Origin of the sequence: Corynebacterium lehmanniae (assembly GCF_043161975.1) — a bacterium.
Lineage (GTDB): Bacteria > Actinomycetota > Actinomycetes > Mycobacteriales > Mycobacteriaceae > Corynebacterium > Corynebacterium lehmanniae.
In genome coordinates, this window is record NZ_CP170998.1 from 548,518 (window position 1) to 568,245 (window position 19,728).

The following is a 19,728-nucleotide window of genomic DNA, read 5'->3' on the forward strand; positions in this document are numbered from 1 at the left end:
GCTGCGCCTCGACGTTGTCACCATCTTCCCCGAGTACCTCGACCCGCTGCGCCACGCGCTGCTGGGCAAGGCGATCGAGCAGGGGATCCTGTCGGTTGGTGTGCACGACCTGCGCGACTGGGCCACCGGCAACCACAAGTCCGTGGACGCCCCGCCGCTGGGCGGGGGACCGGGCATGGTGATGAAGCCGGAGGTGTGGGGGCCTGCGCTTGACGACGTCGCCAAAGGCCGCCCTGGAACATCCCTCGACACCGCGGCGGCGCACCGCAACGACAAGCTGCGCCACGACGACGTGCACGAGGTGGCACCCCGTCCGTACGAAGGGGGTGAGGACAGCGGCAAGCCGCTGCTGCTCGTGCCCACCCCGGCCGGCAAACCCTTCACGCAACAGGACGCGCAGGCGTGGTCGCGCGAGGAACACATCGTGTTTGCGTGCGGGCGCTACGAGGGTATCGACCAGCGCGTCTTCGAAGACGCGGAGAAGCGCTACCGCGTGCGCGAGGTGTCCATCGGCGACTACGTGCTGATCGGCGGCGAGGTTGCCGTCCTGGTCATCGCGGAGGCGGTCACGCGCCTGATCCCGGGCGTGCTGGGCAACACGGAAAGCCACGAGGACGACAGCTTCTCCGACGGCCTGCTCGAAGGCCCGAGCTATACCAAGCCGCGCGTGTGGCGCGGGCTTGAGGCGCCGGCGGTGCTGACCTCCGGCGACCACGCCAAGGTGGAGGCCTGGCGCAGGGAGCAGTCCTTGAAGCGCACCCGCGAGGTCCGCCCTGAGCTGCTGGAGCAGACTCATCTGAGCGAGGACGACCGGTTCATGCTGGATGCGCGCGACGTGCTTACGACAGTGAGGGTGGACGGGGCGACGCGGATCGTCGTGAAGCAATTGCGCAGGGCCTTGAAGAAGGCTGGCTACCGCGACCCCGAGATCACGCTCGAGGGGGATACGCTCACCGTCGCCGGGCGCACCGCGCTCGCGCTCGAGGAGGCCACGCGTGCGGTGGAAAATGCGCTGCCACCTGGGGCTTATCAGTCGGGCGAGACTGTAGAGGTTTAACCTATCTGGTGGGCAACCACCGGCACCACGCGGATTGGCAAGTTCGTGATCAACCACTCCTTCCTCGTTGCGGGCGCGATCTCGGTGTTCACCTCGTGTGTGGTGGGGTCGCTACTGGCGCAGGTGCTGCTGTAAAACTCGCGCGAAACGGGCGCGACTAGACTCGCCCGAATGACATCAATCGCAGCCACCATCGCGAACGAAATCAATGTGCGGGACAACCAGGTCGAGCAGGCGCTGAAACTGCTCGCCGAGGGCAACACCGTCCCGTTCATCGCCCGCTACCGCAAGGAGGCGACGGGCGGCCTCGACGACGCGCAGCTGCGCCACATCGAGGAGCGCAACACGTACCTGCTCGAGCTCGCCGAGCGCAAGCAGGCCGTGCTGGAAAGTATTGAAGAGCAGGGCAAACTCACCGACGAGCTGAAGCAGGCGATCCTTAACGCCGACACCAAGGCGCGCGTGGAGGACCTCTACCTGCCGTACAAGAAGCGCCGCAAGACCAAGGCGGACATCGCGCGCGAAGCCGGGCTTGAGGCGTTGGAGCAGCAGCTTATCGACGACCCTTCGGCCGACCCCGAAACACTGGCAAAGGCCTACCTCTCGGAGGGCTTCCCGGACGCGAAGTCCGCCCTCGAGGGCGCCCGCGCGATCCTGGTGGACCGCTTCGCCACGGACGCGGACTTGGTCGGCGAGGTGCGCGACCGCGTCTACAACCAAGGCACGATGCGCTCCGCCGTGGTGGAGGCCAAGGAAACCGAGGGCGCGAAGTTCGCGGACTACTTCGAGTTCTCCGAGCCGTTTGAGAATTTGCCCAGCCACCGTATCCTGGCGCTGCTGCGCGGCGAGGCCGAGGGCGTGCTCACCCTGGACATGGACCCGGGCGAGGAGGCCGTCTACGAGGGCATGATCGCGGAGCGCTTCGACCTGCCGGTCAAAGACTCCGAGTGGCTGGCCAAGGCGGTGCGCTGGGGCTGGCGCACCAAGCTGCAGGTCTCCGCGAACCTGGATACCCGCATGCGGCTGAAGGAAAAGGCGGAGGAGGGCGCGCTGCAGGTGTTCAAGACCAACCTGCGCGACGTGCTGCTCGCCGCACCCGCCGGCCAGCGCGCCACGCTGGCCCTGGACCCGGGCTACCGCAACGGCGTGAAGTGCGCCGTGGTGGACGAGACCGGCAAGGTGCTTGCCACCACCATCGTCTACCCGCACCAGCCGCAAAACCGCTGGGACGCCTCCCGCGCGGAGCTGGCGTCGCTGGCCGCGCAGCACGGCGTGGAGCTCATCGCCGTGGGCAACGGCACCGCCTCGCGCGAGAGTGAAAAGCTCGCCGGCGAGGTGGCGGACCTGATCGCCCAGGCCGGCGGAAAGCGGCCGACCCCGGTGGTGGTGTCCGAGTCCGGCGCTTCGGTGTACTCCGCCAGCCAGATCGCGGCGGAGGAGTTCCCGGACATGGACGTCTCCCTGCGCTCGGCGGTCTCCATCGCGCGACGCCTGCAGGATCCGTTGGCGGAGCTGGTCAAGGTGGACCCGAAATCCATCGGCGTGGGCCAGTACCAGCACGACGTGAACCAGACCGCGCTCGCCCAGACGCTGGACGCAGTGGTGGAGGACGCGGTGAACTCCGTCGGCGTGGACGTCAACACCGCCTCGGCGCCGCTGCTCGAGCGCGTGGCCGGCCTGTCAGGCACGGTGGCGAAGAACATCGTGGCCTACCGCGACGAAAACGGCCGGTTCACCACCCGCAAGGAGTTGGGCAAGGTGCCGCGCCTCGGCCCGAAGGCGTTCGAGCAGGCCGCCGGCTTCCTGCGCATCCAGGGCGGGGCCAACCCGCTCGACGGCTCCGCGGTGCACCCGGAGGCCTACCCGGTGGTCGAGCGCGTCGCCCAGGCCACAGGTTTGAGCACCGAGCAGCTCATCGGCAACACCGCGGTGCTGACCAAGCTCGCCCCGGCAGACTTCGCCGACGAACAGTTCGGCGTGCCCACCGTCACCGACATCCTCGCCGAGCTGGACAAGCCGGGCCGCGACCCGCGCCCGGAATTCAAGACCGCCGAGTTCAAGGAAGGCGTCAACGAGGTCAAGGACCTCAAACCCGGCATGATCCTGGAAGGCACGGTGACCAACGTCGCCGCCTTCGGCGCGTTCGTGGACGTGGGCGTGCACCAGGACGGGCTGGTCCACGTCTCCGCCATGAGCCACAAGTTCGTCTCGGACCCGCACGAGGTGGTGCGCTCCGGCGAGGTGGTGAAAGTCAAGGTCATGGATGTCGACGTCGCCCGCAACCGCATCGGGCTGAGCTTGCGGCTTGACGACGAGCCGGGCCAGCCGGCGCAGATGAAGCAGCGCAAGCAGCAGGGCAAGACTTCGGGCAAGGGTCGGAAGCGGGGTAGGCCGGAGGGACGTCGAGAAGCATCCGGCTCGATGGCCGACGCGTTGAAACGCGCCGGATTTGGGAAGTGACCGGCGCATATGTAAAATGCTGCAGGTTCTTGTAATCGACATGAACCGGCCGAGCGCCCCAGGTGGGGAAGTGCCGCCAGGGTCCTCTGTCCGAACACGTAAAGGATTGCTTTCATGAGCAACGGCATCATTGATCTTGTCGACGCAGGCCAGCTGCGCGACGACATCCCGGACTTCCGCCCGGGCGACACCCTCGACGTCCACGTCAAGGTTATCGAGGGTTCTGTGACCCGTACCCAGGTCTTCACCGGCTTTGTGGTCCGCCGCCAGGGCGCGGGCATCCGCGAGACCTTCACCGTGCGCAAGGTCTCCTTCGGCATCGGCGTTGAGCGTACCTTCCCGGTGCACTCCCCGAACATTGAGAAGATCGAGGTCGTCCGCAAGGGTGACGTCCGTCGCGCGAAGCTGTACTACATGCGTGACCTGCGCGGCAAGGCTGCCCGCATCAAGGAGCGCCGCTAGTTTCAGCGCGCACAAGTGCCCCGTCCGAGTCCGCTCGGGCGGGGCACTTTGCTTGTCGACGGCTCCCGCGGTGCTAACGTATCCCGGGTGACCAACGTGAACGGACCCGCAGGCGAGCCTTCCGCCTCGAAGCCTGCACAGCCCCACAACCCGTACGCCGCCGAGCCGCGCTATGAGGCGGCCCCGGAGGCGCAGCAGCCGGCCGCGGACGAGCCGGAGGAGAAGAAGGAGCTTCCCTGGTACGTGGAGATCCCGGTCGTGGTGGTGCTGACGCTTCTGATCATGTTTGTGATCCAGACGTTCATCGGCCGCCTCTACGTCATCCCGTCCGCCTCCATGGAGCCCACGCTGCACGGCGAGTCCGGCTCCGGCGACCGCATCTTCGTGGAGAAGGTCAGCTACTACTTCTCCGACCCGGAGCCGGGCGACGTGATTGTCTTCGCCGGCACCGATTCCTGGAACACGGGCTTCGACTCCAACCGTTCCTCCAACCCGGTCATCCGGGGCATGCAGGAGGTTGGCTCCTGGGTGGGCCTGGTGCCGAAGGACGAAAACACCCTGGTCAAGCGCATCATCGCTACCGGCGGGCAGACGGTGTCCTGCCAGGCGGGGGACCCGGCGATCATGGTGGACGGCAAGCCCATCGACCAGTCCTACATTCTGCAGCCGAACTTCTACCCGGTGGATAAATCCACAGGCTCCGACGCCTGCGGCGGGCCGTACTTCGGCCCGGTGACGGTGCCGGAGGGCAACTACTTCATGATGGGCGACAACCGCACCAATTCACTGGACTCGCGCGCGCACATGGGCGACCAGTTCCAGGGCACCATCCCGGAGGAGAACATCCGCGGCAAGGTCAAGGCAGTGGTCTTCCCGGTCAACCGCATGCAGGGCGTGAGCGACCCGGACATCCAGCAGTAGGCCCGTGCGGCGCTTAAAACAGCTGCGCACCTACGAGGTCGCCTTGGACAAGGCGGGTTTCGGCCCGGTGGCGGGGGTGGACGAAGCTGGCCGGGGCGCGTGTTCGGCCCCATCACTATCGCCGCGTGCGTGCTTTCGCCAAAGCCACAGCCGGCGCTGGCGGAGCTCACGGACTCTAAGAAGCTCACCGCCCGCAAGCGCGACATTCTGTTCGACGCTGTGAAAGACATCGCGGTGGCGTACTCCGTGGTGCACATCTCCGCGGCAGAGATTGACCGCCGCGGCATCCAACACGCCAACATCGACGGCGCTCGTCGCGCCGTCGCCAGGCTTTCGGTGCAGCCGGGCTACGTGCTTGTCGACGCGTTCCGTATCCCCGGCCTTCCCTCACCCCAACTGCCGGTGGTGGGAGGCGACTACACCGCCCGTTGCATCGCCGCAGCAAGCGTGCTGGCCAAGGTGAGCCGGGACCGGCTGGTGTGCGAAATGGCCCAGAAGTTTCCCCAGTACGGGCTAGAGGGCCACAAGGGTTATTCCACGAAGGTGCACATGGACGCGGTGCGCCGCCACGGTGCGAGCCCCGAGCACCGTTATAGTTATGCGAACGTCAGGGACGCTGACGACTTCTATTGGCAGTCCAGCAAGAAGGGGCACGCATGAGCGCCGAGGATCTTGACAACTACGAGGCTGACGTCGAGCTTTCCCTCTACCGCGAGTACCGGGACGTGGCCAGCCAGTTCTCCTACGTGGTGGAAACGGAGCGCCGGTTCTACCTGGCCAACGCCGTGAAACTCATCCCGCACACCGACGGCGGCGACGTCTACTACGAGGTGCTGATGTCGGACGCGTGGGTGTGGGACATGTACCGCGCCGTGCGCTTCGTGCGATACGTGCGTGTGATCACCTACAAGGACGTCAACATCGAGGAGCTGGACAAGCCCGATCTGACCTTCCCGGAATAGGGCTGTCGCGAACCGTTTGTAATACTCGGCGTGTCGCGCTTTGTGCCAAGCATTCACCTGGCCAAATACCGGTGCGGTCGCCGAGTTTTGCAAAACTGCCCGCGCCATGGAACCGCGGCGGGGCCTTCCACGTCTGATAGAGGACCAACATTTTTGGCAACTCTATGAAACGGGGAGGCACCGTGCAGGTGAACTATCAGGACCAGTGGGAGCTGGGCAGGGCGGGCGAGCACGCCGCCATCAGGTGGTACGAGGACGAGGGCTACACCCTCTTGGGCCACCGGCAGCGCATGCGGGCGGGCGAAATCGACGCCGTCGTCGAGGACGAGGACGGCACCGTCGTCTTCGTGGAGGTGAAGTCCCGCCGCGGCACCGCGTTCGGCGCCGCGGAGGCGGTGACCACGAAGAAGCTGAACACCATGCGCCGGTGCGCGGCGCAGTGGCTGGACAAGCATTCGCAGGGCCAGTACCGCCCGATCCGCTTCGACGTGGTGGAGGTGGTCTTCGATGGGGAGGATTACATCCTGCGCCGGTTCCCGGGGGTGGAAGATGGCGCTTGCTAGCACGATGAGCGCGACCGTGGAGGGGGTCACCGCCCGCCTGGTCACGGTGGAGGCAAACGTTGGCGCCGGGTTGCCCGGCATGCACATGGTGGGGTTGGGCGACGCGGCTGTGAAAGAGTCGCGCGATCGCATCCGCACCGCGATTTCGAATTCTTCCCTGCCGTGGCCGCGCACGAAGATCATGGTGTCGCTCTCGCCCGCGCACCTGCCGAAGGCCGGCTCGCACTTCGACCTGCCGATCGCCCTGGCGGTGCTGGGCAGCCTGGATCCGCGGGTGGAACGCACGCTCGCGTCCACGATGTTCTGCGGGGAGCTGGCCCTGGACGGGACTTTGCGACGGGCCGAAGGCGTGCTGCCGATGCTCATCGCAGCCTTCGACGCGGCAGAGCCAATCCGCACCGTCGTCGTGCCCAGGGCCAACGCCGCCGAGGCCGCGTTGCTGGGCCGCCGGGAGGTGTTGGTGGCGGATTCGCTTACACAGGTGTGGCGGTGGATCGCCGGGGAGGCGGAGCTCGAGCCCGCAACAGCGCCGGAGGCTGATGCGCCGCAGCGCGCGGTGCCGGATTTCCAGGACCTGGCGGGGATGTCCGAGGAGCGCGAGGCCCTCGAGGTGGCGGCGGCCGGCGGGCACCACGTGATGATGATCGGCCCGCCGGGCTCGGGCAAGTCCATGCTGGCGGAGCGCATCCCGTCGATCCTGCCGCCGATGGATGTGCAGGAGATGGTCGAGGTCACCGCCATCCACTCCGCGGCCGGGGTGTCCGGCGGCGGGGTTGTGGAAACGCGGCCGTTTATCGCCCCGCACCCCTCGCTGACGCGCGCGGCGCTGATCGGCGGGGGAGGCGGCACCCCGACCCCAGGCGTGGTGAGCCAAGCGCACCGCGGGGTGCTGTTCTTGGACGAGGCCTCGGAGATTCCGGCACCGGTGCTCGACTCGCTGCGCATCCCGCTGGAAAAACGCGAGGTGCGGCTGACCCGCGCGAAAAGGGAAGTGGTCTACCCGGCGGACTTTCAGCTGGTGCTGGCGGCGAACCCGTGCGCCTGCCAGCGCATCAAGGGGCAGTGCTCGTGCAGGTCCCCGCAGCGGGCGCGGCACTTAAGCAACGTCTCCGGACCGTTGAAGGACCGCCTGGACGTGTTCGTGACCACTTCTGGCGACGCGGCGGTGCTCAGCCCGAGGGACGCGGAGCCGTCGAGAAGCATCGCCCAGCGTGTGGTGGCCGCCCGCGAGCGCGCCGCAGCCCGGTGGGGGAAAGCGGGCTGCGACGAGGACGTCAACGGACGTGTGCCCGCGACGCTGATCCGCAGGCATTTCCCCGCCAAGGAATCGGCGATGGCGATGCTGCAGGCGGAGCTGGTCCACGGCAAGATCACGCAGCGCGGGGTGGATAAATGCTTAAAGCTGGCCTGGACGCTCGCGGACTTGGAAGAGATGGACCAGCCGGACATCCACCATGTCTGCCGCGCGGTGGAGATGCGCGAGCACCAGCTGCAGCAGCAGGAGGTGGCGTAGATGTCGTCGTTGGAATCCTGGGCTTACCTCTCGCGGGTGGTGGAGGGGCCGTCGCACCACATCCAAGCGCTTCTGCGTGTGGGCAAGACCGCGGACGAGATCGCCGACGGTGTGCGCACCCGCGCCACCTGGATCGGCGGCCTGCTGTCGCAGACCGAGAACCGATACACCTGGGACCGCCCGGCCGAAGACCTCGAGTTCGCGGCGGAGCTCGGCTACACGCTTATCACCCCGGAGTCGCCGCAGTGGCCGACGGAGGCGATCCAGTGCTCGTTTGGCCGCCAGCAGACGGGGGCGGCGAGCAAAGCCAGCCACCAGCCGGACGGCATTGCGCCGCACGCGCTGTGGGTTGCGGGAAACACGAACTTGGCGGGCCTGTTCGCCCAGTCCGTGGGCGTGGTGGGCACCCGCCACGCCACCAAGTACGGCCACATGGCAACAAAGGATTTGGTCGCCGGCCTGGGCGGGCACAACTACACGGTGGTCTCCGGCGGCGCGCTGGGCATAGACACAGTCGCCCACACGACGGCCATGGACGTGCACACCCCGACTGTGGTGGTGGCAGCCTGCGGGCCTGGCGAGCACTACCCGCGCTCCAACAAGGCGCTCTTCGAGCGCGTGGTGGCCACGGGCGGCGCATTGATGACGGAGTATCCGCCCTCGGTCACCCCGGACAGGCACCGCTTCCTCACCAGAAACCGACTCGTGGCGGCGCTAACGCTGGGCACCGTGCTGGTGGAAGCGCCGTTTCGCTCCGGGGCGCTGAACACCCTGAAGTGGGTCAACGTGTTCAACCGCACCGCCATGGCGGTGCCGGGGCCGGTCACGGACGCCCAATCCCTCGGCGCCAACCTGGCCATCCAGAACAACGAGGCGGAGATGGTGCTCAACGCCGGCCAGATCCACGAGCAGCTCTCCGCCGTCGGCGAGTTCAGCACCGAAGAGCAGATGGAGATGGAGTACCCACCAAGCGTGACCCAGCAGCTCTCGCGCAACGAGCTGCGCATTTACGACGCCCTTCCGCCCGCCGGCCGCGCCGGCCGGGAAGCCGAGGCTGTGGCGGCGGATTCGGGGCTTTCCATCGCGCTGACGGTGCACATCCTGATGGACCTGTCCAAGCGCGGGTTGGTGGAGCGCGACAAGCGGCTCTGGTCGCGGGTGGAGCAGCCCGGGTAAGGGGAGCGAGTACACTGCCGTGACATGAGTAAACATCTGGGGCAAGTGCAGGCGGCGGTGGAAGACTTCGCCGAATACGCCGAACTTGTCCTCGGCCGCTCCCCGAACACGGTCAAGGGCTACGTCGCAGATCTCAAAGGGCTCGCGGGCTACGCAGATACCTTCGACGCGTTCACCCTCGACGCGCTGCGGCGCTGGCTGGCGGACGCGATGGGCGCTGGCAAGAGCCGGGCCACGCTGGCTCGCCGCACCGCCGCCGCCCGCGCCTTTTCCACCTGGGCCTACCGCCAGGGATACATCAGCACCGATGCCGCGGCGCGGCTGAAAGCGCCGAAGGTCAACCGCCCGCTGCCCACGGTGGTCAAGGGCGAGCGCGCCGGGGAGCTCGTTGAGGCGGGCACCGCCGACGACGCCCACCCGGCCGAGTATTTGCGCGACCGCGCCATGCTCGAGCTGCTCTACGCCACCGGCATCCGCGTCGGGGAGCTGACGGGCTTAAATCTCGGCGACGTGGACTTAGCCCGCGGCCTGGCGCACGTCACCGGCAAGGGCAACAAGCAACGCGTCGTGCCGTTCGGCGACGAAGCCGCGGCGGCTGTGTCCGAGTGGCTGGAGTTCGGCCGTGCAGAACTTGCGGGCGACACGCCGGCGATGTTCGTCGGCTCCCGCGGCGGGCGCATCGACCAGCGCCAGGTGCGCCGCATCGTCGAGCGCGCCGGGCAACGTGCCGGGGTGGAACACGTCAGCCCCCACACGCTGCGCCACACCACCGCCACCCACATGCTGGAAGGCGGGGCGGACCTGCGCGTGGTGCAAGAGATGCTCGGCCACACCAGCCTGCAAACCACGCAGATTTACACCCACGTCTCCGCGCAGCGGCTCAAACGCGTCTACGACCAGGCGCACCCGCGCGCGTAGTGGATCCGTCCAGGGGTTTGAGCCTGATCCGCGGCGCCTCCAACAGTGTGAGCGGGTCGATGTAGGCGTCCTTGCCCGTAAGCGCGCCCCAGTGCAGGCCGTCGTGGGAGCCGGAAAACCCCGCGGGGGCGTGCGCCAGGGTGCCAATCGGCTCGCCCTCTTTCACCTTGTCGCCGACAGTCAGCGGGGAGCGCACCGGCTGGTACGTGGTGCGGATCCCGCCGGCGTGGTCGACGGAGACCACCGGGGTGCCGGCCACCGCGCCAACGAACGCCACCACGCCATCGCCGGCGGCCAGTACGTCGGCGCCGATGCGAAGAGGCAGATCCACGCCGCGGTGGCCGGGCTTCCAGTTCTGCTCCGGGATGTCAGCGGGCCGCGCCACCGCCGCCGGGTGCGGGGTGCCGGCGGCGGGATCGACCCAGGCGGCTGCCGGGGCGGCGCAGGTGGCGGCGGCAAGGATGAGGGCGGTGGTGGACCGGAGGATCGTCGATAGGCGCATGCGTGAATAGGAGCACGCAGGACGCAAGAAAACTAGCCTGGTTGCGGAAATCTGTGGATAACCCGGTGCCTGCTGCGGTGTTATCCACAGAATGTGCAGATGAGATTAGGTTTTGCGGACGTAAGCGGGTAGTGTTGCACGGGCAGCTTTTATGGGCTGACTACGCGCGCCGGATAATGCCTGCTCAGCGACGGTCCCTCTCACAGGGTGCAGGGCGAGCACGGTGCCAGGGTGCGGGATAAAAACCCGCACGTGAGATACGCAATGTAACCGAACTACTTTCTCCGAAGGAGACAAAACCATGGCAGTTGTAACCATGCGTGAACTCCTCGACGCCGGTGTGCACTTCGGCCACCAGACGCGTCGCTGGAACCCGAAGATGCGCCGCTTCATCTTCACCGACCGTAACGGCATCTACATCATCGACCTGCAGCAGACGCTGACCTACATCGATGAGGCCTACGAGTTTGTCAAGGAGACCGTCGCACACGGCGGCACCGTCCTGTTCGTCGGCACCAAGAAGCAGGCGCAGGAGCCGATCCAGGAAGAGGCGCAGCGCGTCGGCATGCCGTACGTGACGCACCGCTGGCTGGGCGGCATGCTCACCAACTTCCAGACCGTGTCCAAGCGCATCGGCCGCATGAAGGAACTGCAGGCCATGGACGCAGCCGAGGACGGCTACGCAGGCCGCGGCAAGAAGGAAGTCCTCATGCTCACCCGCGAGCGCATCAAGCTCGAGCGCGTGCTGGGCGGCATCGCCGACATGACCAAGGCTCCGTCCGCGCTGTGGATCGTGGACACCAACAAGGAGCACATCGCCGTCAACGAGGCGCAGAAGCTGCGTATCCCGGTGGTTGCCATCCTGGACACCAACTGCGACCCGGACGTTGTGGACTTCCCGATCCCGGGCAACGACGACGCAATCGGCGCCGTGAAGCTGCTCACTCACATTGTGGGCGAGGCTGTCATCGCCGGTAAGCAGCAGCGTGAGGAGCGCCAGCTCGCTTCCGCACGCGACGCCGCAGGCGACAACGACGCGAAGCGTCAGGCAGAGGCCGCGGAGGCCGCTGCCCAGGCTGCAGCTTCCGAGGAAGTGTCCGCAGCTGACGCAGCGAAGGCTGCCGTCGCAGCTGAATCCGCAGCTCCGCAGGAAGTTGCCGAGGTTGAGCAGCCGCACGCTGTCCGAGCAGCTGAGCAGGCTGAGGCCAAGGCGAACGAGTCCGGCGACGAGTCTGCAACCCAGGCGTAAGCTTTCCGGCTCACGCCACCTGCACGCGCACCCCGCGTTCCGCTCACGCCCGCCGGCTTTCACGCCCGGGACAGTGCGGGCGCGGGGTGTTTTGTGTGCGCCCCGTTCCAAGCCGTGCCACAGCGAGTACTGTCGGCTACGCTTGAAACGGTTTGAACACTTTTAGCAACACATTCACGAGGAGGATCGCCCACTATGGCGAACTACACTGCTGCTGACGTCAAGAAGCTCCGCGAGACCACCGGTTCCGGCATGCTCGACTGCAAGAAGGCACTCGAGGAGACCGGCGGCGACTTCGATAAGGCCGTCGAGAACCTCCGCATCAAGGGCGCGAAGGACGTGGGCAAGCGCGCTGAGCGCAACGCCCTCGAGGGCCTGGTCGCCGTTTCCGGCAACACCATCATCGAGATCAACTCCGAGACCGACTTCGTGGCCAAGAACCAGGAGTTCAAGGACATCGCAGCCCAGATCGCTGACGCAGCCGCCGCAGCGAAGGCGAACTCCCAGGAGGAGCTGGCGAACGCAGACGTGAACGGCGAGACCGCGCACGACGTCCTGGAGCGCCTCTCCGCCAAGATCGGCGAGAAGCTCGAGCTGCGCCGCGCCGCCACCATCGAGGGCGAGCGTGTCGAGGCGTACCTGCACCAGAAGGCTGCGGACCTCCCGCCGGCAGTCGGCGTGCTGGTGTCCTACACCGGCGACAACGCCGAGGCAGCGCACCAGGTCGCTCTGCAGATCGCCGCGATGAAGGCTCGTTACCTCAACCAGGAGTCCGTCCCGGCGGAAGTCGTTGAGAAGGAGCGCGCGGTCCAGGAAGAGATCACCCGCAACGAGGGCAAGCCGGAAGCTGCCATCGCCAAGATCGTCGAGGGCCGCATGGGCGGCTTCTTCAAGGACGTTGTTCTGCTGGATCAGCCGGCGCTGTCTGATTCCAAGAAGACCGTCAAGCAGTACGCCGAGGAGAACGGCATCGAGGTCCTGGACTTCGTCCGCTTCGAGGTCGGCCAGGCTTAAGCCACAGGCTTAAGCTGCGCTAACAGCCAAGCCCCGCACCGCTTCCGCCCAGTTGGGCCGGTGGCGTGTGCGGGGCTTCGTCGTGAAGCATGATGCCCCCAATTGCACGTTTCGGTGTGCGCATTAAAGCACGTCTAGAATCGTCTGCGAACATCTGCACATCCCGCCGCGCAAAAGGAGCGAATTTCGGTGACTGACCTCAATCCCAGCCGCACAGGTTTCAAGCGAGTGATGCTGAAGTTGGGCGGTGAAATGTTCGGCGGAGGCAAGGTCGGCATCGACCCGGACGTGGTCGAGTCCGTCGCACGCCAGATCGCGGACGTGGCACGCGCAGGCACCGAGGTGGCCGTGGTCATCGGCGGCGGCAACTTCTTCCGCGGCGCCGAGCTGCAGCAGCGCGGCATGGATCGCGCGCGCTCCGACTACATGGGCATGCTGGGCACGGTGATGAACTGCCTGGCGCTGCAGGACTTCCTGCAGCAGATGGGCGTGGACTGCCGCGTGCAGACCTCCATCAACATGGCCCAGATCGCCGAGCCGTACCTGCCGCTGCGCGCCGCCCGCCACCTGGAGAAGGGCCGCGTGGTCATCTTCGGCGCCGGCATGGGCATGCCGTACTTCTCCACGGACACCACCGCCGCCCAGCGCGCGCTGGAGATCGGCTGCGAGGTGCTGCTGATGGCCAAGGCCGTCGACGGGGTGTACGACTCCGACCCGCGCGAGAACCCGGACGCGAAGCTGTACTCCGAGATCTCCCCGCGCGAGGTCATCGAAAACGGGCTGAAGGTCGCCGACGCCACCGCGTTCAGCCTGTGCATGGACAACAACATGCCGATCCTGGTGTTCAACCTGCTGCAGGAGGGCAACATCGCGCGCGCCGTCTCCGGCGAGCAGGTGGGCACGCTGGTGGCCTAAGCGCGCAGCAGCTCGGCCTGTGCAGCCAGGCCGAGTAACTCGGGGCCGCTGAGTGTTAGGCTGCCCAGGTGCACCCCCGCGAGTGCGATTGCGGGGGTGCGCAGCATATTGAATACCGAGCACCACGGCGACCATTCCGTCTGCGCGTGGAAGCTCTCTTCGGGGCGCAGCGCGGGGAAGTAGCCGAGCGGGGGCGGATCGAACGCGATGGTGGGGGAGAGCACCGCGTCCACGCCCCACTGCGCCGCAAGCAACGCGGGGAGTGCGCGCGTGTGCGCTTTCGCCGCGGCGACCTGCTCTGGCCGCAGCCGGTGCGCCTCCTCTTTGAGCCACGCGATGTAGCCGCTGTCCAGCGGGTCCACCTCCTTGAACCAGCGCTTGATTGTGGTGCTGAAGTGCGCGTACGTCTCCTTTGACTCGGCGTAGGGGGAAATCTCCACCACATCGTGGGTGCGTCCCAAAGCAGCAGCAAGCTTCTCGACGTCAGCTCCGCGCCCCTCCGACACCTCAGGGTCCGCGAACACGCCCCGGGTGAGCACACCGATGCGCAGCCTCCTGCGCGCGGGCGGCGTCCAACCGGTGAGCCTGAACAGGTCGCCGACGTTGCGGGTGAAAAACCCGTGGGCGGACAGGTCGCGGCTGGCAAGTTTCAGACCCACCACCCCGCAGGCCGCGGCCGGCACACGGATCGAGCCGCCGGCGTCGGTGCCGTGGGCGGCGCGCACCGTGCCGTCCGCTACCACGACTGCGGCGCCCGCGGAGGACCCGCCGGGCGTGCGGCCGGGGAAGGCGGGCGATTCCAGCACGGCCACGCCGGGGCGCTCCGCGTAACAGGTGGCGCCCAGCTCGGATGTCAGGGTTTTGGCGGCGACGCGCGCTCCGGCGTCGATAAGCATCTGCGCAAACGGGTCCGTTGCCTTCGCGGTGTAGGCGCGCGCGGGGTTGCCGTGCGTGGTGGGCCAGCCTGCGACATCGGTGCCGTCTTTGATCGGGATGCTCCAGCCGGAAAGCCGCCCGCCGAGCGGGCCCGTGAGCGCAGCGCCGGGCGGCGCGACGAACGTGAAGGCTGGGTGCGGCATGGCGACAGTCTAGGCACGCGGCAGACGCTGGTAGGTTAAGGGGGACGCAAACCCGAGAAACGATAGGGGTAAAACCATGATTGATGACGTTTTGCTGGACGCCGAAGAGCGCATGACCGCCTCCGTTGAGCACACCCGAAACGAGCTGGCCACCATCCGCACCGGCCGCGCGAACCCGGCCATGTTCAACGGCGTGATGGCGGACTTCTACGGCGCGCCCACCCCGATCAACCAGATGGCCACCATCTCGGTGCCGGAGCCGCGCATGCTGCTGATCAAGCCGTACGACATGTCCACCATGGGCGAGATCGAAAACGCCATCCGCAACTCCGACCTCGGCGTGAACCCGACTGACGACGGCCAGGTCATCCGTGTCTCTGTCCCGCAGCTGACCGAGGAGCGTCGCAAGGAGCTGGTCAAGCAGGCCAAGCAGAAGGGCGAGGACGGCAAGATCGCCATCCGCAACGTGCGCCGCCAGGGCATGGAAGCGCTGAAGAAGATCCAGAAGGACGGCGACGCCGGCGAGGACGAGGTGTTGACCGCCGAAAAGGCTCTGGACAAGACCACCCAGGGCTACGTCGGGCAGATCGACGAGGTCGTGCAGCGCAAGGAAAACGAGCTGCTGGAGGTCTAAGCCGACGTGTCGAAGGCGCAGACGGAAGCCACCGGGCCAGCTGAGGTCCCTGAAGGCACCGAGATGGGTGCGGCCGAGAGCGATGCTCTGGAGGCACCCGAGGCCACCCCGAGCCGCTGGCCCAGCCGCGCCCCGAAGCCGAAGAACAAGGCGGGGCGCAACCTGCCGGCGGCGATCGCCACGGGTGTGGTGCTCGGCGCGCTGGTGATCGCGGCGGTGTGGATCGGGCCTGTGGCCTGGTACCCGCTGGTCGCCGTCGCCGTGGCGCTGGCCATGTGGGAGGTGATGACGCGCCTGCGCGAGGCCGGCTACGTCCAGCCGCGCACGCTGATGATCATCCTCGGCCAGGCCATGCTCTGGCTGTCCGCGCCTTACGGCACCACGGGTCTGGTCTCCGGATTCGCCTTCACCGTGCTGGTGGTGATGTTCTGGGGGATGTTCCACCAGGGCAGGCACCACCAGCCCGAGAACTACCTGCGCGACACCGCAGTGGCGATCTTCGTGCTCGCGTGGATCCCGCTGTTCGGCACATTCGCCGCCATGATCTCCCGGATCACCGAGGCCGGGGTTGATGGCTCCGCCTACATCGTGGCGTTCATGCTGTGCGTGGTGGCCAACGACGTCGGCGGCTACGCCGCGGGCGTGATGTTCGGCTCCCACCCGATGGCCCCGGCCGTAAGCCCGAACAAGTCCTGGGAGGGCTTCGCCGGCTCCATGACCGCCGGCATCATCACCGGCGTTTTGGTGGTGCACTTCCTCATCCACGGTCCGTGGTGGATGGGCATCGTGCTCGGCATCGCCTTGGTCATCTGCGGGACCATGGGTGATTTGGTGGAAAGCCAGTTCAAGCGCGAGCTGGGCATCAAGGACATGTCCAACCTGCTGCCGGGCCACGGCGGCATCATGGACCGCCTCGACGGCATGCTGCCCGCCGCGGCGGCGACCTACATCCTGCTGACCACCATCACGCTGATGAACCCCTAGGTCTGCGCCCGCGCCAGATTCGAAATTCGTGGCGCGACGTGCCAAGATGGGGCGCACTATGAGCGATTTCCCCCAGATCCAGCTGCTCGCCCCGAAGCGCGGCATGCCGCCGAAGCACTTCGCGGACTTGAGCAAAGACGAGCGCATCGACGCGCTCAAGGAACCCGGCCTGCCCAAGTTCCGCGCCGACCAGATCGCGCGCCACTACTACGGCAAGTTCGAGGCCGACCCGCTAACCATGACGGACCTGCCGGAGGCGCAGCGCCAGACCGTCAAGGACGCGCTGTTTCCCACGCTTTTGACGCCGGTGCGCACGGTGGAGACCGATGAGGGTGACACGACGAAGACGCTGTGGCGGCTTCACGACGGCACCCTGCTGGAGTCCGTTCTCATGCGCTACCCAGGCCGCGCTACCCTGTGCATCTCCTCGCAGGCCGGCTGCGGCATGGCCTGCCCCTTCTGCGCCACCGGCCAGGGCGGGCTGGACCGCAACCTGTCCGTGGCGGAGATCGTCGACCAGGTCCGAGCCGCCGCGGCGATGATGGCCGCGGAGGGCTCGCGCCTGTCCAACATCGTGTTCATGGGCATGGGGGAGCCGTTGGCCAACTACAAGCGCGTGGTCAACGCGGTGCGCCAGATCACCCAGCCGTCCCCGGACGGATTCGGCATCTCCCAGCGCAACGTCACCGTCTCCACGGTGGGGCTCGCCCCGCAGATCCGCATGCTCGCGGACGAGGGCCTGTCCTGCACCCTGGCTGTCAGCCTGCACACGCCTGACGACGAGCTCCGCGACGAACTCGTCCCCGTCAACAACCGCTTCGAAGTGTCCGAAGTGCTGGACGCCGCCCGTTACTACGCGGACCAGACCGGCCGGCGCGTGTCCATCGAGTACGCGCTGATCCGCGACATGAACGACCACGACTGGCGCGCGGACCTGCTGGGCAAGAAGCTGCACTCGGCGCTGGGCTCGCGCGTGCACGTCAACGTGATCCCGCTCAACCCCACGCCGGGCTCGAAGTGGGACGCCTCGCCGAAGGCCCGCCAGGACGAGTTCGTTCGCCGCGTGGCCGCCCAGGGCGTGCCGTGCACGGTGCGCGACACCAAGGGCCAGGAAATCGCCGCGGCCTGCGGCCAGCTCGCCGCCGACGAGGAAGCCAGCTAGCCGCTTAGCTTCCGTTACGCTCGCCAGCCGCGCTTACCTGTGGCGGCCGCAGCCCTCCCGCGCACAAACCCCGAGCACAGGACCCCTAGTATGCCCAAAATAGGGCCATACTAGGGGTCTCTTGCTCTGGGTCTGCGTATTCAAGCCGGGACGCGCGGTCTGCCGTTTGGAGAGAGCCGGGGCGGCCGGGGTCGCGAACAATGTTTGCATCTGGCACGAAAAAACCGCCAGCGGGGGCTGGCGGTGACGGTGGCGTCGAGAAGCTTAGATGCGCTCGTGCTTGCCGCGGGACTCGACGGTGATGACCTCAACGTCCTCGCGCTGCTGCGCCGCGTCCACCGGGCGGGCAGCGGTGCTCTCGACCACGCGCTCCTGGCCGCGAGCCGGGCGCAGGTGGGCGACGCGGCCCGGCTCGATGTTCAGGGAACGCAGCTGAGAGTCGGAGAGGTTCTCGTACACGTCACCGGAGAGGGTGGCCTGGTCGTAGATCCAGTCCGGCTCCTGGTGGCCCACCGGCTTGTTGTGGGCGGTGACGGTGCGCACCTGGTTCAGCTTCGGCTTGGTGGCGTGCAGGATCAGGCCGAGCGCGATCAGCACCGCGAGGGCGATGAGCCAGATGGTCTCGACGTGGCCCTGGTGGTTGCCAAAGTTGTAGGCGATAAGGAACAGGACGGAGATCCAACCGGCGATCTGAATAGTGCGGTCGGTGAAGGCGCTCCAGCCGAAACGGGCGGACGGAACATCCGCCTCAGAAACGCCGTTGTACACCTGGGGTGCGTTGTCCTTCGCGTGGGCCACTGGAATGCTCCTTCAAAGCCTGCTTAGCGGTTGCCAAGATCGGTAAAACTTTCAGCGCCTATCATCGCACACCGGGTGGGGCAAAGGGGACTTCTCACCCCCAATGTGTTCAAACTTTCGCACCACAGTCCACGGGATTACGCCCGCACAGTGCCAGAATGTGCTGTTTCATGTCACAATAGGTGCGTGAAGAATGTAATCATCTTGGGCTCGACAGGTTCTATCGGTTCTCAGGCGATTGATGTCATCCGCGAACATAGAGACCAGTTCAACGTGGTCGGCATCGCCACCGGCGGAACCAACCCTGACCTGGCTATCGAGCAATCCCGCGAATTCGGCCTCAGCGCCGACCAGGTTGCCGTGCGCGATCTGGAAGGGGCCAAGAAGGTTTCGAAGGCGCTCGGTGGCTTCGTCATTACCGGCGACGCGTGCGCGACCGCGCTCGTGGAGTCGCAGGAAGCGGACTTAGTGCTCAACGCGCTCGTCGGCTCCGCTGGCCTGCCCGCAACCCTCGCCGCGCTGAAGTCCGGCGCGACGCTGGCGCTGGCGAACAAGGAGTCGCTCGTCGCTGGCGGTCGCTTCGTGCTCGAGGCTGCGAAACCCGGACAGATCATCCCGGTGGACTCTGAGCACTCCGCGATGGCCCAATCGATGCGCTCCGGTGACCGCGGGGAGGTGGCCCGCTTCGTGCTCACCGCCTCCGGTGGCCCATTCCGCGGTAATTCCCGCGAGGAGCTGATGGACGTCACCTACGAGCAGGCCGTTGCCCATCCGACGTGGTCTATGGGCTCGATGAACTCGCTGAACTCCGCGACGATGGTGAACAAGGGCCTGGAGCTGATTGAGGCATCGCTGCTGTTCGACGTCGAACCGGACAACATCGACGTCACGGTCCACCCGCAGTCCATCGTCCACTCCATGGTGACGTTCACCGACGGCGCCACGATCGCCCAGGCGTCCCCGCCGTCGATGATGCTGCCGATCTCCCACGCGCTGAACTGGCCGAACCGCATCCCGGATGCGCAGCCTGCCCTAGACTTCTCGCAGGCTTTCGAGTGGACCTTCGAGCCGTTGGATGAAGACGCTTTCCCGGCGGTGAAGCTGGCCCGCGAGGCCGCGGCGAAGGGTGAGCCGTACCCGGCGATCTACAACGCGGCCAACGAGGTTGCCGTCGACGCGTTCGTGGCAGGCCGCATCAAGTTCCCGTACATCGTGGACATCATCGCCGAGGTCCTCGAGAACGCGGATGATTTCGCGGAGGCGCCTGCCAACGTCAACGCGGTCCTGCGCACCGAGTCCCGCGCTCGCGAGCGTGCCGAGGCCGTTGTCGAGCGCCTCGCGCACAAGTAGCGCACTAGG

The 19,728-nt window shown here is 66.9% G+C and carries 19 protein-coding genes and 1 pseudogene; 17 read left to right on the top strand and 3 right to left on the bottom strand.

All coding sequences use genetic code 11. From position 1 onward, the window contains the following. Position 1 precedes the first annotated feature (1 nt). From trmD to ACF3NP_RS02650, 10 genes and pseudogenes are all read left to right on the top strand, one after another. Positions 2–1,057, top strand: coding sequence for a tRNA (guanosine(37)-N1)-methyltransferase TrmD (gene trmD, locus ACF3NP_RS02605; protein WP_392399125.1), 1,056 nt, complete (start codon positions 2–4; stop codon positions 1,055–1,057). A 171-nt stretch (positions 1,058–1,228) separates the two neighbouring features. Next, the gene (locus ACF3NP_RS02610; protein WP_392398941.1) at positions 1,229–3,517 is read left to right on the top strand and encodes a Tex family protein; all 2,289 of its coding nucleotides are present in this window, start codon (positions 1,229–1,231) and stop codon (positions 3,515–3,517) included. Between the two features lie 114 nt (positions 3,518–3,631). Beyond that, entirely contained in the window at positions 3,632–3,979 is a 348-nt protein-coding gene (gene rplS, locus ACF3NP_RS02615) for a 50S ribosomal protein L19 (RefSeq protein ID WP_181888664.1), read from the top strand. 243 nt (positions 3,980–4,222) lie between these two features. Beyond that, positions 4,223–4,900, top strand: a complete 678-nt coding sequence (gene lepB, locus ACF3NP_RS02620) for a signal peptidase I (protein ID WP_239306815.1) — start codon at positions 4,223–4,225, stop codon at positions 4,898–4,900. A 4-nt stretch (positions 4,901–4,904) separates the two neighbouring features. Further along, positions 4,905–5,560, top strand: a pseudogene (locus ACF3NP_RS02625) (ribonuclease HII). Next, a complete protein-coding gene (locus tag ACF3NP_RS02630; RefSeq protein WP_181888661.1) occupies positions 5,557–5,862 on the top strand; it encodes a DUF2469 domain-containing protein in 306 nt (101 codons plus the stop codon). Before ACF3NP_RS02625 ends, ACF3NP_RS02630 begins: the two are co-directional and overlap by 4 nt. Before the next feature lie 182 nt (positions 5,863–6,044). Further along, complete coding sequence (locus ACF3NP_RS02635) at positions 6,045–6,425, top strand: YraN family protein (protein WP_239306807.1); 381 nt, start codon at positions 6,045–6,047, stop codon at positions 6,423–6,425. Further along, a complete protein-coding gene (locus tag ACF3NP_RS02640) occupies positions 6,412–7,938 on the top strand; it encodes a YifB family Mg chelatase-like AAA ATPase (RefSeq protein WP_392398942.1) in 1,527 nt (508 codons plus the stop codon). Before ACF3NP_RS02635 ends, ACF3NP_RS02640 begins: the two co-directional genes overlap by 14 nt. Then, positions 7,939–9,114 (top strand): DNA-processing protein DprA, encoded by a 1,176-nt coding sequence (locus tag ACF3NP_RS02645; protein ID WP_392398943.1) that lies wholly within the window; start codon positions 7,939–7,941, stop codon positions 9,112–9,114. A 24-nt stretch (positions 9,115–9,138) separates the two neighbouring features. After that, positions 9,139–10,032 (top strand): tyrosine recombinase XerC, encoded by an 894-nt coding sequence (locus ACF3NP_RS02650; RefSeq protein ID WP_239306804.1) that lies wholly within the window; start codon positions 9,139–9,141, stop codon positions 10,030–10,032. Here the strand turns inward: ACF3NP_RS02650 and ACF3NP_RS02655 are convergent. Further along, positions 9,995–10,534, bottom strand: coding sequence for a M23 family metallopeptidase (locus tag ACF3NP_RS02655; protein ID WP_239356927.1), 540 nt, complete (start codon positions 10,532–10,534; stop codon positions 9,995–9,997). The genes ACF3NP_RS02650 and ACF3NP_RS02655 overlap by 38 nt on opposite strands. A gap of 301 nt (positions 10,535–10,835) precedes the next feature. Here ACF3NP_RS02655 and rpsB point away from each other — a divergent pair, with 301 nt between their 5' ends. From rpsB to pyrH, 3 genes are all read left to right on the top strand, one after another. Further along, complete coding sequence (rpsB, locus tag ACF3NP_RS02660; RefSeq protein WP_239306802.1) at positions 10,836–11,783, top strand: 30S ribosomal protein S2; 948 nt, start codon at positions 10,836–10,838, stop codon at positions 11,781–11,783. Positions 11,784–11,978: 195 nt separating this feature from the next. Continuing rightward, complete coding sequence (tsf, locus tag ACF3NP_RS02665) at positions 11,979–12,797, top strand: translation elongation factor Ts (RefSeq protein WP_239306801.1); 819 nt, start codon at positions 11,979–11,981, stop codon at positions 12,795–12,797. A gap of 231 nt (positions 12,798–13,028) precedes the next feature. Continuing rightward, positions 13,029–13,712 (top strand): UMP kinase, encoded by a 684-nt coding sequence (gene pyrH, locus ACF3NP_RS02670; protein ID WP_070474098.1) that lies wholly within the window; start codon positions 13,029–13,031, stop codon positions 13,710–13,712. Here the strand turns inward: pyrH and ACF3NP_RS02675 are convergent. Further along, complete coding sequence (locus ACF3NP_RS02675) at positions 13,709–14,791, bottom strand: amidase family protein (protein WP_392398944.1); 1,083 nt, start codon at positions 14,789–14,791, stop codon at positions 13,709–13,711. The genes pyrH and ACF3NP_RS02675 overlap by 4 nt on opposite strands. A gap of 76 nt (positions 14,792–14,867) precedes the next feature. On the opposite strand from ACF3NP_RS02675, the gene frr reads away from it, so the two are divergent. The 3 genes from frr to rlmN are packed head-to-tail and all read left to right on the top strand — an operon-like array spanning position 14,868 to position 17,571. Continuing rightward, a complete protein-coding gene (frr, locus tag ACF3NP_RS02680; protein WP_070474101.1) occupies positions 14,868–15,425 on the top strand; it encodes a ribosome recycling factor in 558 nt (185 codons plus the stop codon). A gap of 6 nt (positions 15,426–15,431) precedes the next feature. Next, the gene (locus ACF3NP_RS02685) at positions 15,432–16,409 is read left to right on the top strand and encodes a phosphatidate cytidylyltransferase (protein WP_301613757.1); all 978 of its coding nucleotides are present in this window, start codon (positions 15,432–15,434) and stop codon (positions 16,407–16,409) included. Between the two features lie 58 nt (positions 16,410–16,467). Continuing rightward, positions 16,468–17,571, top strand: coding sequence for a 23S rRNA (adenine(2503)-C(2))-methyltransferase RlmN (gene rlmN, locus ACF3NP_RS02690; protein WP_392398945.1), 1,104 nt, complete (start codon positions 16,468–16,470; stop codon positions 17,569–17,571). Positions 17,572–17,835: 264 nt separating this feature from the next. Here the strand turns inward: rlmN and ACF3NP_RS02695 are convergent, their stop codons facing one another. After that, positions 17,836–18,369, bottom strand: coding sequence for a DUF2631 domain-containing protein (locus ACF3NP_RS02695; RefSeq protein ID WP_392398946.1), 534 nt, complete (start codon positions 18,367–18,369; stop codon positions 17,836–17,838). Positions 18,370–18,555: 186 nt separating this feature from the next. On the opposite strand from ACF3NP_RS02695, the gene dxr reads away from it, so the two are divergent. After that, positions 18,556–19,719: a 1-deoxy-D-xylulose-5-phosphate reductoisomerase gene (dxr, locus tag ACF3NP_RS02700; protein WP_392398947.1), complete on the top strand. Its 1,164-nt coding sequence runs from the start codon at positions 18,556–18,558 to the stop codon at positions 19,717–19,719. Positions 19,720–19,728 lie beyond the last annotated feature (9 nt).

Excerpts from the sequence above, each read along its gene's own strand:
- ACF3NP_RS02650 (WP_239306804.1), top strand. The coding sequence starts at position 9,139 with ATGAGTAAACATCTGGGGCAAGTGCAGGCGGCGGTGGAAGACTTCGCC.
- ACF3NP_RS02630 (WP_181888661.1), top strand. The coding sequence starts at position 5,557 with ATGAGCGCCGAGGATCTTGACAACTACGAGGCTGACGTCGAGCTTTCC.
- rplS (WP_181888664.1), top strand. The coding sequence starts at position 3,632 with ATGAGCAACGGCATCATTGATCTTGTCGACGCAGGCCAGCTGCGCGAC.
- rlmN (WP_392398945.1), top strand. The coding sequence starts at position 16,468 with ATGAGCGATTTCCCCCAGATCCAGCTGCTCGCCCCGAAGCGCGGCATG.
- ACF3NP_RS02610 (WP_392398941.1), top strand. The coding sequence starts at position 1,229 with ATGACATCAATCGCAGCCACCATCGCGAACGAAATCAATGTGCGGGAC.
- rpsB (WP_239306802.1), top strand. The coding sequence starts at position 10,836 with ATGGCAGTTGTAACCATGCGTGAACTCCTCGACGCCGGTGTGCACTTC.
- tsf (WP_239306801.1), top strand. The coding sequence starts at position 11,979 with ATGGCGAACTACACTGCTGCTGACGTCAAGAAGCTCCGCGAGACCACC.
- ACF3NP_RS02645 (WP_392398943.1), top strand. The coding sequence starts at position 7,939 with ATGTCGTCGTTGGAATCCTGGGCTTACCTCTCGCGGGTGGTGGAGGGG.
- pyrH (WP_070474098.1), top strand. The coding sequence starts at position 13,029 with ATGCTGAAGTTGGGCGGTGAAATGTTCGGCGGAGGCAAGGTCGGCATC.
- frr (WP_070474101.1), top strand. The coding sequence starts at position 14,868 with ATGATTGATGACGTTTTGCTGGACGCCGAAGAGCGCATGACCGCCTCC.
- ACF3NP_RS02640 (WP_392398942.1), top strand. The coding sequence starts at position 6,412 with ATGGCGCTTGCTAGCACGATGAGCGCGACCGTGGAGGGGGTCACCGCC.
- ACF3NP_RS02675 (WP_392398944.1), bottom strand. The coding sequence starts at position 14,791 with ATGCCGCACCCAGCCTTCACGTTCGTCGCGCCGCCCGGCGCTGCGCTC.
- ACF3NP_RS02655 (WP_239356927.1), bottom strand. The coding sequence starts at position 10,534 with ATGCGCCTATCGACGATCCTCCGGTCCACCACCGCCCTCATCCTTGCC.